This is a genomic window from Pseudoalteromonas sp. SMS1, from assembly GCF_021530565.1.
In the GTDB taxonomy this organism is placed as follows: Bacteria; Pseudomonadota; Gammaproteobacteria; order Enterobacterales; family Alteromonadaceae; genus Pseudoalteromonas.
Genome location: NZ_JAKGBI010000009.1, coordinates 100,965 through 118,175 on the forward strand (window position 1 = coordinate 100,965; position 17,211 = coordinate 118,175).

General features: G+C 42.6%; 13 protein-coding genes. 4 read left to right on the plus strand and 9 right to left on the minus strand.

Annotated elements, in window-relative coordinates; translation table 11 throughout:
• The first annotated feature begins 73 nt into the window (after positions 1–73).
• Positions 74–1,543, plus strand: a complete 1,470-nt coding sequence (sbcB, locus tag L1286_RS12060) for an exodeoxyribonuclease I (protein ID WP_235407301.1) — start codon at positions 74–76, stop codon at positions 1,541–1,543.
• 43 nt (positions 1,544–1,586) lie between these two features.
• Here sbcB and L1286_RS12065 read toward each other — a convergent pair whose 3' ends face one another.
• From L1286_RS12065 to L1286_RS12100, 8 genes are all read right to left on the minus strand, one after another.
• Positions 1,587–2,756 (minus strand): cystathionine beta-lyase, encoded by a 1,170-nt coding sequence (locus L1286_RS12065; protein ID WP_235407302.1) that lies wholly within the window; start codon positions 2,754–2,756, stop codon positions 1,587–1,589.
• A gap of 3 nt (positions 2,757–2,759) precedes the next feature.
• Positions 2,760–3,713, minus strand: coding sequence for an NAD(+) diphosphatase (nudC, locus tag L1286_RS12070; protein WP_235407303.1), 954 nt, complete (start codon positions 3,711–3,713; stop codon positions 2,760–2,762).
• Between the two features lie 237 nt (positions 3,714–3,950).
• Positions 3,951–4,745: a glucosamine-6-phosphate deaminase gene (gene nagB / locus L1286_RS12075; RefSeq protein WP_235407304.1), complete on the minus strand. Its 795-nt coding sequence runs from the start codon at positions 4,743–4,745 to the stop codon at positions 3,951–3,953.
• 253 nt (positions 4,746–4,998) lie between these two features.
• Positions 4,999–6,126, minus strand: coding sequence for a transmembrane glucosamine N-acetyltransferase NagX (gene nagX, locus L1286_RS12080; RefSeq protein ID WP_235407305.1), 1,128 nt, complete (start codon positions 6,124–6,126; stop codon positions 4,999–5,001).
• A gap of 68 nt (positions 6,127–6,194) precedes the next feature.
• Positions 6,195–7,313 (minus strand): N-acetylglucosamine-6-phosphate deacetylase, encoded by a 1,119-nt coding sequence (nagA, locus tag L1286_RS12085; RefSeq protein ID WP_442961731.1) that lies wholly within the window; start codon positions 7,311–7,313, stop codon positions 6,195–6,197.
• 2 nt (positions 7,314–7,315) lie between these two features.
• Positions 7,316–8,227, minus strand: a complete 912-nt coding sequence (gene nagK, locus L1286_RS12090) for an N-acetylglucosamine kinase (RefSeq protein WP_235407307.1) — start codon at positions 8,225–8,227, stop codon at positions 7,316–7,318.
• Between the two features lie 247 nt (positions 8,228–8,474).
• The gene (locus L1286_RS12095) at positions 8,475–9,317 is read right to left on the minus strand and encodes an isopenicillin N synthase family dioxygenase (protein WP_235407308.1); all 843 of its coding nucleotides are present in this window, start codon (positions 9,315–9,317) and stop codon (positions 8,475–8,477) included.
• 181 nt (positions 9,318–9,498) lie between these two features.
• On the minus strand, positions 9,499–10,608 hold the full coding sequence (locus tag L1286_RS12100) for an ATP-binding response regulator (protein ID WP_235407309.1): 1,110 nt from the start codon (positions 10,606–10,608) through the stop codon (positions 9,499–9,501).
• Positions 10,609–10,808: 200 nt separating this feature from the next.
• Here L1286_RS12100 and L1286_RS12105 point away from each other — a divergent pair, with 200 nt between their 5' ends.
• Positions 10,809–14,492, plus strand: a complete 3,684-nt coding sequence (locus L1286_RS12105) for a PAS domain-containing hybrid sensor histidine kinase/response regulator (protein WP_235407310.1) — start codon at positions 10,809–10,811, stop codon at positions 14,490–14,492.
• Between the two features lie 41 nt (positions 14,493–14,533).
• On the opposite strand, the gene L1286_RS12110 is transcribed toward L1286_RS12105, so the two are convergent.
• On the minus strand, positions 14,534–15,223 hold the full coding sequence (locus L1286_RS12110; RefSeq protein ID WP_235407311.1) for a DUF3334 family protein: 690 nt from the start codon (positions 15,221–15,223) through the stop codon (positions 14,534–14,536).
• Positions 15,224–15,340: 117 nt separating this feature from the next.
• On the opposite strand from L1286_RS12110, the gene cmoA reads away from it, so the two are divergent.
• Positions 15,341–16,066 (plus strand): carboxy-S-adenosyl-L-methionine synthase CmoA, encoded by a 726-nt coding sequence (gene cmoA / locus L1286_RS12115; RefSeq protein ID WP_235407376.1) that lies wholly within the window; start codon positions 15,341–15,343, stop codon positions 16,064–16,066.
• Positions 16,067–16,076: 10 nt separating this feature from the next.
• Positions 16,077–17,045 (plus strand): tRNA 5-methoxyuridine(34)/uridine 5-oxyacetic acid(34) synthase CmoB, encoded by a 969-nt coding sequence (gene cmoB / locus L1286_RS12120; protein WP_235407312.1) that lies wholly within the window; start codon positions 16,077–16,079, stop codon positions 17,043–17,045.
• The last annotated feature ends 166 nt before the right edge of the window (positions 17,046–17,211 follow it).

The following is a 17,211-nucleotide window of genomic DNA, read 5'->3' on the forward strand; positions in this document are numbered from 1 at the left end:
CACACTTGGGCTATATTGCAAGAAACACGAACAAACAATGCAAAGCATAATTTTTATATAAGCTAATGATTTTATGACAAATGGCGACCAAAAAAAGAATCAAGAAAACAATGAAAATACCCCAACAATTTACTGGCACGATTATGAGACTTGGGGGGCAAGTCCGCAAAAAGACAGACCCAGCCAGTTTGCAGGTATTAGAACAGACTATGATTTGAATATTATTGGTGAGCCGCTAATTGAATATTGCCAACCTGCGCCAGATTACTTGCCACACCCTGAAGCATGTCTAATTACCGGTATCACCCCTCAACATGCTTTAAAGCATGGATTACCAGAAAGTGAATTCATGGCAAAGATCCATGCTGAGTTTATCAAGCCTCAAACCTGTGTTGCTGGCTATAACAGCATTCGTTTTGATGATGAAGTGACCCGTTATAGCTTGTATCGTAATTTTTACGACCCATATGAGCGTGAATGGCAAAATGGAAACAGCCGCTGGGATATCATTGACTTAGTAAGAGCTTGTTATGCATTACGCCCTGAGGGTATCGAGTGGCCTCGCAAAGAAGATGGCTCACCAAGCTTTAGGCTCGAAGAACTCACTGTCGCGAATGGCATTGAACATAGCGCTGCACATGATGCCTTGAGTGATGTAACTGCAACCATTGCTCTGGCCAAATTAATAAAAGAAAAACAGCCAAAACTCTATCAATTTTTCTTTAACCTACGCACGAAGAAAGCGTTAACAGAACTGGTGGATGTATTTAATATGCAGCCGTTGGTTCACACCTCGTCACGCATTCCAGCGACGCAAGGGTGCACGACTTGGATTGCCCCTATGAGCTTTCACCCAGTCAATAAAAATGCGGTTGTGTGTTTTAATTTGACACATGATCCCAGTGTCCTCATGGACCTCTCTGTTGAAGAGCTAAGAGCACGTTTGTATACAAAACACTCTGAGCTGGAAGAAGGTGAGTTGCCTGTTGGCCTAAAGCTTGTGCATATTAATAAGTGTCCCATTTTAGCACCAGCTAAGACTCTGCTACCGGAGAATGCTGCTCGCTTGGGTATAGACAGAGAGCAATGTTTAGAGCACTTAAAATTTTTAAAGGCACATCCTGAGTTACGTGACAAAGTATCTCAAGTCTTTGCCGAACAGGGCGATTTTAGTGAGACAACAAACCCAGATTACCAACTTTATAATGGCTTTATTAGTAAGTCAGATAAAGCAAAGCTCGCAATTGTTAGAAACGCGTCGCCAATTGAACTGAGTAGCTTAGCGTTGGATTTTGAAGACCCTAAATTTCATACTTTATTGTTTCGGTATAGAGCAAGAAATTGGCCTGAAAGCCTGTCTCAATCTGAACTAGAGACTTGGCGCAAGTATTGTCAGGGTAAACTCATGCACGGTGAGGACAACCCGTCCATCAATGCACAAGATTTTATGCTAACTCTAGAAAACCTTGTGTACGAGCATGAAGGGAATGAAAAGAAAGTAACAATTTTAAAAGCCCTTTACCACTACGCACAGAGCCTCTAATGACTAAAGAAAAGGGAGCCTTTGGCTCCCTTTCTAACCGTAATTAAAGCTGTGATTCGTACACCTTCAATGCTTGCTCTAGATCAGCAATTAAGTCCTCGACGTCCTCAAGGCCAATATGCAAACGAATAATTGGGCCGTGTGCCCACCCAGTCGTCGTCCTGAGTGCTGCCATCGTGCGGTTTGCCGTAACCAGACTTTCGTATCCCCCCCAAGAGAAACCCATTTTAAAATGGTGCAAACTGTCTAAAAAGCGGTTGATGGCTTTTTGATTTCCGGTCTTCATGACAAATGAGAACAAACCGTTGCTACCATCAAAATCTCTTTGAAAAAACTCATGGCCAGGGTTACTTGATAACGCGGGGTGACGAACATGATCAACCAGAGGATGCGAAACCAACCAATTTGCTACTGTCAACGCGCTTTTTTCATGTTGCTGCAAACGCACAGGCATTGTTCTCAAGCCCCGTAGCGCCAAATAGGCATCATCTGCTGAGGTGCATTGACCAAGAAGATAGGAGTTCTCACGCAACGTCGGCCAGTATTCCTCATTTGCAACAGCGACCCCCATCATAACGTCTGAATGGCCTACAATATACTTAGTAGCAGCTTGGATACTAATGTCGACCCCATGCTCTAGTGGCCGATAATGCCAACCATTACCATAGGTATTGTCTAGCATAGTAATCAGGCCTTTAGCTTTTGCTTCTTTAACCAGTGCCGGGACATCTTGTACTTCCATGGTGATTGAGCCAGGTGATTCAAGAAAGAGTACTTTTGTATTTTCTTGTATCAACGCTTTAATCCCCTCGCCAATCATAGGATCATAGTAGGTCGTTGAAATGCCCAATCCGGCTAAAATTTTGTCACATAAATCTCTTGTTGGCTCATAAGCTGTATCGACCATTAAAAGGTGATCTCCGGCTTTTAGAAACGACAATAAGCTTTGGCTAATTGCAGCTGCACCACTGGGGTACAAAGCACATCCCGCACCACTTTCTAACTCGGTGATTGCGTCTTGAAGTGCATAATGCGTGTTTGTACCTCTACGGCCATAAAACAAAGTCCGGTTCCCACGTTCTTTGACTGCCTCGTGCATGTCTGCAACAGAATCAAAGACAACGGTAGAAGCACGCTGAACGACCGGATTAACGACTCCTTGGGTGTACTGTAATTTGCGACCTGCGCTCGCTAATTTCGTATTCTTTTTCATTATTTACTCTTTCTCTGGTAGTTGACGCCAATGCTCAACTAAAAATCGTGATATTGAATCTGGTCTTGTCAGCTTATAACCCGGGGCGTCATCTCCCCACTGTGCAAACTTGTTAAGATCTTCTCGGGAAAACCATTGCGCATGTTCAAGTTCATCTTGCTCAACAAATATGTCCGTCGTTTTGGCAGTCGCCATAAAACCTAACATTAATGAAGATGGAAACGGCCAAGGTTGAGAAGCCAGATACTCAACATTATCAACTTTAACCCCAGCTTCTTCTTCAACCTCCCTTGCAACAGCTTGCTCAAGCGTTTCACCAGGATCAACAAAGCCAGCTAACGTTGAGTAAACCCCTTCAGGCCAAGACGCTTGTCGACCCAAAAGACACCGCTCTATGCCATCTGCAAATCGGTGTTTCACCAGCATAATAACCGCGGGATCAGTTCTAGGGAATGTCACATGTTTACACGCTTTATTTTTACACAATCTTGCATGCCCAGCTTCTACACTGATGTTTTCAGTCCCACAACGCCCACAAAATCGGTGTGTTTTGTGCCAATAGCACAGTCCACGTGCTAGAACACCGACAGACGCACTTGCTTGTTCTAATCTTGGGCCAACTTTTCGCATATCTGCAAATTGATAGTCACCCGTTTGCTCTTTTTCGCTTACCAAGCTAATTGTATTTTGTAGTTCTTTAATTGGACTGCGAGATACGTCCAGGGCAAAGTATGAATGCGTTTCGTCTTTACCAAGAAAAACAGCCTCATTTTTGTCAAAATGCTCAACATCTGATTGTGTTAAAAATGCAAGTTTAGACAGATCGTGTGAAAAGAGATTTTGATCATCATGAATTAACAGCCAACGGCTCCTATCACCATACTGTGTGAGCAACCAATTTTTATCTTTACGCTGAGCAGACGCCCTATCTAGCGTCATTTGTGTGTAGTACAACAAACGCTTGTCCTTTTCTTTGGTTTCATTGTTTTTATTAAACTAGCAGGTGTAAACAAAAGCACTTATGTACATCGCAGTTAATTCACTGCATTTGGCATCAAAACCATGTATCAATCACGTTCAATTGCTTGGCCCTTACTTGCTACGAAGCCAAGCTAACAATAGTGTCGGTGTTTGCCAAGGGTTCAGGCAAAAAAAAAGCCCTTTCGGGCTTTAAAACTACAGTGTGATTTCACACTACAGAGAGGCAAGATGTGCTTGAAGCTTTTGATTTTCAGCTTCTATGTGCTTATAAAATTCAATGTTGTCGAGTTTGCTTGCAGCAGCTTCATCAATCACAATCACAGCATCACGATGTAACTGTAATGCCGATGCAGGGCATGAAGCCGTTAACGGGCCTTCAACAGTAGCTTTGACCGCGTCTGCTTTATTTTCACCGGTTGCCAATAAAACCACCTTTTTAGCATCAAGAATGGTACCGATACCCATAGTGATAGACAAATGTGGTTGATATTCATCTGCAGAGAAAAAGCGCGCATTATCATCGATAGTTTCTTTCGTCAGCGTTTTTACACGTGTTCTAGATGTCAAGCCAGATGAAGGTTCATTAAATCCGATATGACCATTACGGCCAATACCTAAAAGCTGAACGTCAATACCACCTGCAGCGGCAATCTGCGCTTCGTACTCTTGGCAAGCCTCAACCGGATTTTTCGCATTGCCCGGAGGCACATGTGTATGGTCATGATTAATGTCTACATGATTGAACAATTGTTCATTCATAAAGTAGCGATAGCTTTGTGGATGCGTTCCCTCAAGTCCTAAATACTCATCTAGGTTAAAGGTAATGGCGTCTTTAAAGCTGATATCACCACTGCGGTTTTTCTCAATTAAATTTTGGTACAGTGCAACAGGTGTTGAACCAGTTGCCAAACCCAACACCGATTCTGCTTTACGACTTAATTGTTTTTCGAATATATCTGCACCATAAGCAGCGACTTCAGCAGCATTTTTTAAAATTACTATTTGCATGATATTAAAGCTCAATGTTGAGAAAAAAAGAAAAAATGGGATCTGATCCTGCTTCGCGTGCAATCAAAACAAGATCAGATCAAAACCTAATTGGGATACACTTTATTAGGTCATTACCATTATGACAACGCTGTCATTATTATCAGAAAAAAAGCCTTTGTAAAGTAAAAGTGAAGAAAAACTTGTGTTTTTTTTATCCCAACAAAAAAACGGTCGTACATTTACGACCGCTTTTTTAAACTTACCTTAGTGACTAAACGCTAACGAAAACTTTGCGCTTGTACATCCAGTGTAGTACCAATAATTGAACTAATAATAACGCAATCACAGAAAAGAGAGGCTGCCAATCTGTGCCGACCGCATTAACAAACCCACCAAATACACTTAAGCTTACAAACTCCCAATTCACTAAACTGGATGCAAGATAAATAATGATTGAGTTTGCACCGATAATGACAAACGGGTACGCGAGTTTTTGACCATTTAATATATCCACCAGCGCATAAAACACCGCAAGTAGAATTGCACTCCAGCCCACCGTGACCAGTACAAATGAACTCGTCCACAACTCTTTATTGACTGGAAATTGTAAATCCCAGAGCCACCCTAGTGCAACACCAGCTAGCCCGGCAGCAAATAACCACAATGCCACTTTCCACTGCCCAAGTTTCTCAGCTTTTGCTATCAACTGACCTGCAAATACACCGGCAATTGCATTTACAATAGCTGGCACACTAGACAGGATCCCCTCGGGATCAACAGGTCTGTTTTGATAGGTGATGCCCGGTAATAAGTTCTGATCAAACCAAGCATTCCAGCTTTGAGTGCCTGGCGCACTAAGTTGGCCGGCACTGCCATCCGGTACTGGAATAAAGTTTAATAATACCCAGTAGCCTATCAGTATTGCGCCCGCAACCATGCCCGTCGTCCTGAGACTTGTATGCCATACCAGCATTGCGCAAAAGAACCAAGCGATCGCGATTCTGCCAAGAACACTGGAATATCTAATTTCATCCAACGCCAGAGGTATGCCTGTTCCCCAACCATGATTGTACAAAACACCTAAACCACACAATAAAAGCAGCCTTTTAACGGCTTTTTGGTAATAAGGCTTACGTTCATTCAATGGCAAATGATCAATGCGCTTGGGTGACAACCCCATCGCAACCCCAGAAAGAAAAATAAATAAAGGAAAGATTAAGTCGTAGAATGTAAATCCATGCCATGGGCTATGAATCGTGTGCGCTTCAAATAGCTTCCAACCTTGCCAGCCCGTCAATACGAACAACGCTGCGAAAATCGATTGTCCACCCAAAATCCAAAACATGTCCATACCGCGCAGTGCATCTAAGGATGTCAATCGTTGCTTTTTATTTGTCATTAATACCTTTCCAGTAAAAACAAAAAATCCCCGCTAAACTACAGCGGGGTTTTTTACCCAGGGAACTTTTAAATTTGTTTTCCACCAATGAAGTTACTCAGAACTTCTTGGCTATCATTTAGTAGTACAAAGTCCGCATCGGCACCTTCTAATAAGTGCCCTTTTTTAGTCAGTCCTAAATATTGTGCAGGATACAAAGATGCCATTCTAAGCGCTTCGCTTAAGGTGATATCAAGCGTATCAACTGTGTTTCTAACCGCACTTGCCATATCAAGTACGCTGCCCGCCAACTCTCCCGTTGTCGAGTTTAACCTATCACCCGTTCTGATTACCTTACGGCCATCAAAAAAGTCAAATTCCATATCATTCGTGCCAACAGGCGGCATCGCATCAGTTACGAGCATAATTTTACCACGCTGCTTAGTGCGGATCGCAAGCTTTGCCGATGCTGGGTGAACATGATGACCGTCCACAATCAACCCACACCACGCATTGTCCTCCCACAAAGCTGCACCAACCACACCGGGCTCCCTTGATGTGTACGCCGACATAGCATTAAATAAGTGTGTAAATCCATCAACTCCCACCTCTAAAGCCGCCATTGTTGTCTCAAAGTCAGCATTAGAATGGCCGATACTTACTTTTACACCTAGCTCAATAAGGCGTTTGATGTCAGCCAAAGGCACCGTTTCAGGTGCCAAAGTCACCATTTTTATACCTAGGTCCTGCCTCGCGTATACCGCAAACTCTTGTTCAGATATCGGCCTGATAAACTGCTCACTGTGAGTGCCTTTTTTAGGGTGTGATAAGTGTGGGCCTTCAAAGTGAATACCAACCACACCGGGCTCATTTTCTGCAATCGCCTGTGCGGTTGCATCTGCAGCTCTTTCCATCACTTCAATCTTATCTGTGATCAACGTTGGCATGAGTGCCGTAGAGCCATACTTTGCATGCGCATTCACAATCGTTCTCAAACAATCCACCGATTGCTCCGCATTAAAGAAGCCACCGCCTCCGCCATTCACTTGAACATCAATAAAGCCTGGCGCAACTAATCCATCTAATGGCTGTGCTTGCAAGTTTACATCTTGTGTTTCAAAAGAAATTTTACCATCAACAACCAGAAACTCGACGTTCTGCTTTAACTTGTGACCATCAAAAAACTGACTCGCCAAATACTTTTTCATTTTCAAACCGCCTTTTCTGACTGCTGCTCAACACTTTGGATTGCAAAGAAAATTGCGCCCATTTCAGGGGGCTGTTTCGGAGATTCAACAATCTTTGCAATTTCAGGGTCAAGCCACTTACGGAGTGGTTCTGATAAACCACCAATCATCGATAGCCTAGGCGGGTTATTTTCCATTAGTCGATGCGCTAAGTTGCTTATGTACTCTGCACCCGACTCAACAATACGTAGTGCAACGTCATCTTTATCTTCAGCAGCTGCAAGTACAAAACGCGCTAATTGCGCATAACTACTAGACGGCTTACCCGCCATTTGTTCGGCAATGCCCATTGCAGTTGTCGTATTGAAGTGTTGTTTGAGTGTGTCACTAAGTATCGTTTCGGGGCCTAACTTGTCGATACTTAACAACGCCGCTTTAACAGCTTCTAAGCCCATCCACGCGCCACTGCCCATGTCACCTTGTGCAAAACCATGTCCACCATAATTAACAGACACACCATCAACCATTGCGAACCCACAAGAACCGGTACCAGTAATAATTACCGCGCCATCACCACCTTCGTGGGCACCAATACACGCTGTATGCAAATCTGTCGTTAAGAACATTTGCTTAAATGGATGGTCCCATCGCATAATTTTTTCATGAAGTGCAGGCAGGTTAACACCCGCAAGCCCCAAACCTGCATAAAGGTTGTGCACAGCTTCTATCCTAAGCCCTGCATCCTGCAACGCCAATTGCGTCGACACCATGATCGATTCAATTGTTCTTTCAAAACCATGAAGTGGATTAGCGGGCCCACCAAGACCAGTGCCTAAAACGCCGTTTTTATTTGAGTAGATGGTGGCTCGACACTTTGTCCCTCCTCCATCGATACCTATATACAACTGGTCTTGTTCAACCTGTTTAGCCATCATTAAGCGACCCCTAAGAAGTAAGATATGAACGCGAATTTCATCGCGACACAGTATTCAGTCATGTTGATTTGATGTTACACAATAAATGACAGCGTTGTCATTAAGTTTTTTATTATTTTTTCTCAGTTTGAGAAATTCTAATATTGCACACTTTAGATTAATTGTCAGGGAAAAATCGATTTACAGCTAAATTTGAATACAAAAAAACGGCCTCGTTTGGGCCGTTTAATACTTATTTATCAGTGTGTTACTTAACACCTAATTCGCGCAGGCGCTCTTGTAAGTAAGAATCCGCAGTATAACGCTCAGATAAAACCACTTCTGGTTTAGGGTGTAAAAACAGCGGTAACGATATACGAGATTTGTCACTCGCTTTACCTGTTGGGTTAATTACACGGTGAATGGTCGATGGAAAATAACCACCAGACGCTTCTTGTAACATATCGCCAATGTTGATGATAAGCGAGCCAAAATCGCATGGCACATCTAACCAACTACCATCGCCCTTCTGAACTTGAAGACCCGGTTCATTTGAAGCCGGTAGCACAGTTAACAGGTTAATATCTCCGTGTGCTGCTGCGCGGATTGCGCCAGGTTCTTCATCACCCGTCATCGGTGGGTAATGTAATACGCGTAATAGCGTTTGATCAGAGTCTTTGATCATATCTTTGAGATCGATCGAAAACTTCTCACGTACATCTACTGGAGCTTGTGCTTGAACCCAACTTAGAAGTTCAGCCGCAAACTCATTCGCAAGGCGGTAGTACTCTCTAATTTCAGCTTCTAATTGAGCAGGTACACGCCCTTTTGGATAAACGTGAAAATATTCCTTAATGTCTTTTACAGTAAAGCCTTTAGCGACTTCTGAAACTTCCGGTGGAAAATAGCCGTCTTGAGTGTCCTTGTCAAATAGGAAGTCGTGCTTTTCTTCTGTATAGAAGAATTCTTGCCAGTTTTTATAGATAGACTCTACCAACTCTTTAGGGATTGGGTGATTTTTTAAAACACCAAAACCCGTGTTACGTAGAGACTCAACAAATTCTTTTGCTGCTGTTTCTGACTTATAATCAACTGTAGGTAGCTGTTGCATAATGGTTCCACCAATTTAATTGCGTGACTTCAATTCAAAACATTAATTAGAAGAATTATTTATAATTAATCTTAAGAATAAAGATATAAAATCTTTGCTCGGCGAGCTTAGTGAAATAAGAGGCCACAGATAAGGACTTATGTCCGCATTTAAGTTGATTAGTTTAGTCCATTGACACAGATCAATCAGCTTCTAATGGGATTTCTATTACCCATTCAAGCCCTCTTCCCTGTTCAAAAATTTGATAACGGCCATGCAACGCATTGCTGATCAAATTTGCCGTCACCGAAGCACTTAAACCGACATGCCCTGCGTTTCCTCTTTTTGTTGTGACGAAAGGTTTGAGCAACTCTTCAACAGTCAAATTTTGCAAGCCTTGCCCATGGTCGTAATAAACAATTTGTACGCCGTGGTCAACACTGCCAAATTCAATCGTAATTGGGGTGGTACGGTTTAAATTGCCATGAGCCAAAGAGTTTGAAATTAAATTATCTAGCACAGTCGATAGCACTTCATCGTCCGCAGTTAATTCATTTATGTGAATATGTACGTCAAGTGTCACCGCTTCGTCATTCCACCGCCTTTTGAGCTTTTCACAAAATTCACTTACATTTATCTGGCTAGGACAACTTGGTCGTTCTACTTGGGCGATTTCTTTTAGCATTTTCACGAATTTGGCAACCCTTATTAAACTCCTTTCACATAGGCCCATACTCTCTAACGAATCATCGAGCCCGCAAGACAGTTGATCAGCGCTAAGTGTTTGGGCATCAAAAGCGTGGCGCAAGTCATTTAAAATGCTCTCGAAATGTGTGACAGCGGTAATTGCGGTACCCAACGGAGTGTTGATCTCATGTGCAACGCCAACGACCATCTGATTCACCACATGGGATAAATGCTGTCGAACAGCGAGCTTATGGGCTTCTAAGACTTTCAACTGCGTATTAACACGAGCAATCACTTCGGCAGGCTTTAATGGTTTAGTGATATAGTCAACACCGCCTACTTCGAGCGCAGCTACGATGTTATCAGTATCACTTTGCGCGCTGACAAAGACAATCGGTATTTGCGCAGTTGAAGCTGAGGTTTTTAACTCTTTACAAAACTCAAGGCCATTCATTTTCGGCATTTTTATATCAGAAATGATTAAATCAGGCAGATGTTCTTGCACAATATTCAACGCAATCTCCGCACTGATTGCTGCAAAAACCTTATGTCCCTCATTTCGTAATATCAACTGCAGAATTTGTAAGTTTTCCGCAACATCATCAACAATTAAGATGTTTGCCATCTAAACCTCCCTATCCGCCTACCATTTTTACCGTATGTGATTGCATCGCTTGTGAATTACCTCCTGCGGTCTATTGTTAATATTAGTAAAGTTTCGGAAAGTAAGTTATGCCAACAAAAACAATGTTTCATTCGTTTTTTGTAATACTCTCAGTTTTGCTAATTGTGGGGCTTTTTTCTCTATCTACATGGCATGCTGATATGTCTAAGTACATGTACCGTTTCAATACCCTAAACAGCCAACATGAAGCCCTTGCGAATCTTCAATCAATGCGCGCACACATTTTTTTTAGTTTAAAAAATTATAGTTTGCAAAAAGACGCTGCGAGCCGAAGTATTGCCAGTGCAGAACTCATAAGCACAAGAATACAATTTGAAACGATCCAGCCTCTACTACAACCCAACATGAGTACGCAAGCAACAAAAGATGCTGTTAACAGTTACCTCGTCCTATACAACATAGCAGAAGAAGTGCTGGTCAGCGATATTGGGCAATCTCGATATGTGCTCAACGACAGCACCTTAGCCAATGCAAACCAAACAAGTATAAACAGCATTTCTAGAGCGCTCGATCAGACTGAACAACATATACGCATTGTTCAAAGTCAAATTGATAACATTCAAAGCCGCCTATTGATCGCACTGACGACTATTATGATATTGCTGATGGTATTTGGTCTTGCAGCCTACATTTATTTAACTAAGCGATTGGTTGCCCCTTTCAATGCATTGCATCATGCGTTTTGCACAAATAACACTTCAAACGAAGCTGTGACCCTTCCACAGGGGTTACAAGGCGAAATGGCAGACGTAGTAAGTGCCGTATCACTGACTTATCAAAACTTGGATGAGCGCGCGGATATCGCAAAAATTAGGCATGCATTCGGTCGAGAAATGCGCCACTGTGTAGATCCTGATGATATGAGGGCCACTGCTGCCAACTTCTTAGCGCACCACTTTAGTGCCCCAAGCGTCGCAATTTTTAGTTACCTTGAAGACGAGTTTACCGAGCAAATCTGTGTTGGTTTTCCGGCTTTATTTGAAGCGTCCTCAACACAAATACAAAAGCTGAAAACTGAAAAGGTCGCGCAATCTTTCGTAAGTAAAGGTCAAAATGCTCTGTTGACCAAAAATGAGCTTTCAATGACATTGCATTGCGTGCTGTATTTGCCATTGATAATAAATGAAGAACTTGTAGGTGTTGTCGTAGTTGCTTTAACAGGCTCAATCAGCGAGGGGCAGCGACATTGTCTCAATTTACTCTCTGATGATTTAAGTATACAACTTAGACTCAGTGAGAACACTCAAAAGCAAATAGAAGCAGAAAACGCACTCGCCGCACATCTAGAACTGACACTCCATATTATCAATGCAATCCCCAACCCTACTTATTACCGAGATACACAGGGGATTTTTATGGGCGTAAATCGCGCATTTTTAGCATTCATAGATAAATTTGAAGTGGAAGTATCAGACTCTCACCTCAATCAAGTCTTTGATATGCAAACCGCCAGCTACCTTGAAGCTAAGTCAACGCAAACCATCGAAAAGAAAGAAGCGCACTCTTTTGCGCTATCGATGGAAAACAGTTTAAAAGAAATGCGAGAGTTGGTTGTCTATGAAGCCCCCTTTTTTGATAGTTTGGGACAAGTGGGTGGCGTTGTCGGTACGTTTCTAGACGTCACCGAACGTAATGAACTAGAGCGTCAAATGTTAAAGGCCAAAGACGAAGCCGACAAAAATGCACAGGTCAAGGGGGAGTTTTTGGCCAATATGAGCCATGAAATCCGCTCTCCTATGAATGCTATAATCGGCATGGCACACCTTGCGCTCAATACAGAGCTTTCGGTTCAACAAGCAGGCTATGTAACTAAGATAGATTATGCAGCCAAACAACTATTGAAGTTAATCAACGACATTTTAGATTTCTCTAAAATCGAAGCTGGAAAAATTGACATTGAACACATCCCTTTCCAGCTGGATAAAGTACTCGATAATGTAGCAACCATTGTGGGTATTAAGGCGCAGGAAAAGCGACTAGAGTTTATTTTTAACGTCCCGACCGACTTACCTGTTAATTACTTGGGGGATCCGCTTCGAATTTCTCAAGTACTGATCAATTTAGCCGGAAATGCAGTCAAATTTACAGAGCAAGGCTGTGTTTCTGTGTCAATTTCAATGCTTGGTTTAGAAGGTGACGAAGCAAAGCTGACTTTCGCCGTAAAAGATACTGGTATCGGTATGAGTCAAGCACAACAAACGAAACTGTTTAAGTCCTTCTCCCAAGCAGACGCATCAACCACTAGGAAATATGGCGGCACAGGGCTTGGTTTGACCATTTCACAGCAACTTGTGAAGCTCTTAGGCGGAGAGATTTTTGTAGAAAGTGAGCCAAACAAAGGATCGGAGTTTTACTTTACACTCCCTTTAACTATCAATAACCAAGCCACGTACTTGTCACAAGAGGCTAAAAAGTTTTCCGGTAAAATAGCTTGCATTATCGATGATAGCGAGGATGCTCGCGATATTTTAACTGAAATGCTGGAAGGCCTTGGTCTAACAGTGACAACATTTTCCAGTGGTAGTGAATGCATTGAATACATTCAAGATGCACAACCTACATACGATATTTTATTTGTCGATTGGTTCATGCCAAATATCGATGGACTCGAAACGGCAACCAAATTGAAATCTCTCGAAGTGCAAGGCCATTTTGTATTAGTGACAGCACATGGCCATGACATCGCGCTCAATGATGCGCAAAAAAACCTTTTTGACAGCATGTTACTTAAGCCGCTTAACCCCTCTAATCTAGTCGATTGCTTGCAAGCCTGTTTTATGGCCAACGAAAGTGCTAAGACGCAGCCCCAAGAGCACATACCCGACAAGCGTTTAGAGGGTATTCATGTACTCGTAGCCGAAGATCAACCGGTTAACCAAGAAATTGCGGTAGAAATACTGTCGTTCCATGGTGCTCAGGTGAGCGTGGCAAATAACGGCGAAATTGCATGCCAGAAAATTATAGAGCATGAGTTTAATGTTGTGTTAATGGACATGCAAATGCCAGTGATGGATGGCGTACAAGCAACCAAAATCATTCGAGAAACTATTTCGAGCGATACGCTACCTATCCTTGCCATGACGGCCAATGCAATGGGGCCAGATATTCAAACTTGTTTAGATGCTGGCATGAACGGTCATGTTGCCAAACCTATTGATGTAGAGGGGTTAATTGACTCCATATTGCAGGTTGTCACGCAAGATTTAACGCGCGACCAAGTACCTATTGAGACGCTTGACACACATGTCCAGCCTCAGGAAGAAAATATAGAATTAATCGGTATCGATGTTGTTGAGGGCATACGACGCGCAGCAAGCAACGAAGAGATATACTATAAATTGTTAGAAAAGTTTGTGTTTGAGCAAATTGAAGAAATTATAAACTTAAAACAAGCAATAGAGATTGGCAATTACGAACTTGCGCTACATATTCTTCATGCAGTTAAAGGGGCTGGTGCCAATTTATCGATGACCTATTTGGCAGATCTCGCTCAAGAATTAGAGCAACAGATCAAAGACGACACGATTAATACCCAACTCCTAGACGACCTGCTCGTACATTTACGGAAAACCAAACAAGGGGTTGCTTTAATCAAAAGTAACAAGCCATCAATGAACGCTGGCGCAGATTATTGCTCTGTAAGCGATTTTGCTACAGCACTTAAGGAGTATGACTCTAAAGCCACAGAGTTAGTTGAGCAACTAGAAGTGAGTGATGATCTAGATGTAAAAACCATCAACGAGCTAAAAGTGATGGTGTCCCGCTTTCAATTTGCAGAAGCATATCGCTTACTTGAATCAGCAACTGACAAAATAAACAGTTAAATACCATACTGCAAGGTGCAGTATGGTATTCTCATGCAGCTTTATAAACCTAGCTCAGCCATAAAATCATCATCAGCGGCATCTTCTTGCTTCTCAGCAGCTTTCTGGGATTTTGCTTTGGTCGTCGTACTTGATTGACTTGCGATAATGTCATCAGGGTCTACCGCTTCAGCAATATCAAAGTCATGCAGCTTTATAAACTCTGTTTTGTCCATTGCAAGCTCAAGGTAAAAAATGTTTTGACCTTGCGTTGTAAACGTCACACGCCTTGCCTGCGGGCGATCCATCGTTGTATCAACCGAGATTTGTACCTGTTTGTTAATTGCCATCATTTTTGGCTGGTTCTGAGTAATTGATGTATGCAATTGCTCTCGTACTTTATTTGTAAAATCACCAACAATCTGGTTCATTAACTCACCCAACACATTTGATACATCGTCGGACAAATGACTTTGCGCAATCTCACTCTCAGGCATTCCCATGTTGCGCATGTAATCTTGATATACTTCCATTGCAGCTTGCGCTGTAAAATTGGTCACAACTAGTCCAGTAAACCCACCATCAAACAGCACGAAACAACCGATATCTGGGCGCATACAAGTTCGTGTTATTTTTTGAACCATCGCCGAATACGCGATTTGATTACCACTGGCAGAAGACAAAACTTCTGTAACCGAGTGGCATAAGGTTGATAGGATATCTTCTGTGCTAATCACTTTATTTTTCGCCATTTCTTATCTCATTTTTTACTTCTTATGACTAATAGTAGCCAAGCTACTCAATTTATCACTGACTATCCAGTATAAAATGCTAAAATAGCGAGATTATTTTTGTATGAGAGTAGTAAAGTGACTGGCAAAGACAGTATTTATGCCACAGAGCAAACAGTTAAGGACTTTACTTTTGACGAAAATGTCGTCGAAGTGTTTCCAGATATGATACAGCGTTCTGTTCCAGGGTATGCAACTATGGTGAATAATATGGGGAAACTGGCTGGTCAGTTTGCTCAAAGTAATTCCAACCTATATGACTTAGGATGCTCATTGGGCGCTGTGACACTCAGCATGCGGCGCAGTATTGACAAAGAAAACTGCCAGATCATCGCGGTAGACAATTCGGCCCCCATGGTTGAGCGTTGTCAGCTGCACTTAAAAGGCTTCAAATCAGACGTGCCCGTACACGTGCAACTTGGTGACATTAATGACGTTAATATTGAAAACGCCAGCGTGGTTGCCATGAACTTTACCTTGCAGTTTATTCCACAAGCACTAAGACAAATTGTGCTTGAAAAAATATACGCTGGCCTCAAACCAGGTGGCGCGCTTCTGTTGTCTGAAAAAATTAAAGGCGAAAATGATGTCAGAGATAATCTACTCATAGATCTACATCACGACTTCAAACGTCAAAATGGCTATTCAGAACTTGAGATCAGCCAAAAGCGCACCGCGATTGAAAATATTATGCGCACCGATGCATTGAGCACACACCTAAACCGTTTAAGCGATGTTGGCTTTTCGAACACACAAGTTTGGTACCAATGCTTTAACTTCTGTTCAATGATTGCTATTAAATAATGAGGACACTATGAACGCTTGGTTTACGGACTTTTATGCCGCGATTGCAAAAACGCAATTGAGTCATTGGTTAGACACACTCCCAGCACAATTGACGCACTGGCAGAAAGAGGCGCAACACGGGGATTGGCCAAAATGGGAAAAGGTACTTAAAAATCTACCAGAAGTAACCACTGACCAGATAAATATTAAAGACCGCGTAGAGTTTGGCGCAAGCGAAGCGCTATCAGAGGGTCATAAGAAACAACTGAACCACCTACTGAAACGTATGATGCCATGGCGCAAAGGGCCTTTTCATATACACGGCATTCACATTGACACCGAGTGGCGCAGTGACTGGAAATGGGATAGACTTTTACCCCATATCAGCGACTTGCGTGGACGAACTGTGTTAGATATTGGCTGCGGTTCTGGCTATCACCTTTGGAGAATGAAGGGAGCGGGTGCTGAGTTTGTTGTCGGTATCGACCCCTCTGACCTATTTTTAAGCCAATTTCAGGCAATCAAGCATTTTAACCCAGACCCAAATGTACATTTGTTGCCACTGGGAGTCGAACAACTGCCTGAACTAAAAGCATTTGATACGGTTTTCTCAATGGGGGTACTTTATCATCGCCGCTCACCCATCGATTTTCTGAGCCAATTACGCGCACAGCTTCGTAAAGGCGGTGAACTGGTATTGGAAACATTGGTAATTGAAGGCGATGTAAATACAGTTTTAGTACCTACGGACCGCTACGCGAAAATGCGCAATGTCTGGTACATTCCAAGCTGTGACGCCTTAAAACTCTGGTTAGAGCGAGTGGGTTTCAAAAATGTTCGCGTTGTAAATAAAGACATCACATCACTAGATGAGCAGCGTAAAACACCTTGGATGGAAACTGAGTCACTGGCAGACTTCCTAGATCCAAGCGACCCGTCTAAAACCATTGAGGGCTACCCTGCCCCTTTACGTGCGATCTTCACAGCAGAAGCGTAATCTATTTGTCTGGGCCTGTGCAAAGTATCGCCAGGCCTACCTGCACGAAAATTGTCAAGTCACGCATAGCGTAGAGTTAATGTCTCATCCCTAGGCGCTTTTTGATTAGACCCAATACCATATCACGATCGCAAAGACACATAATTGAAATGAAAAAGCCGCTAAA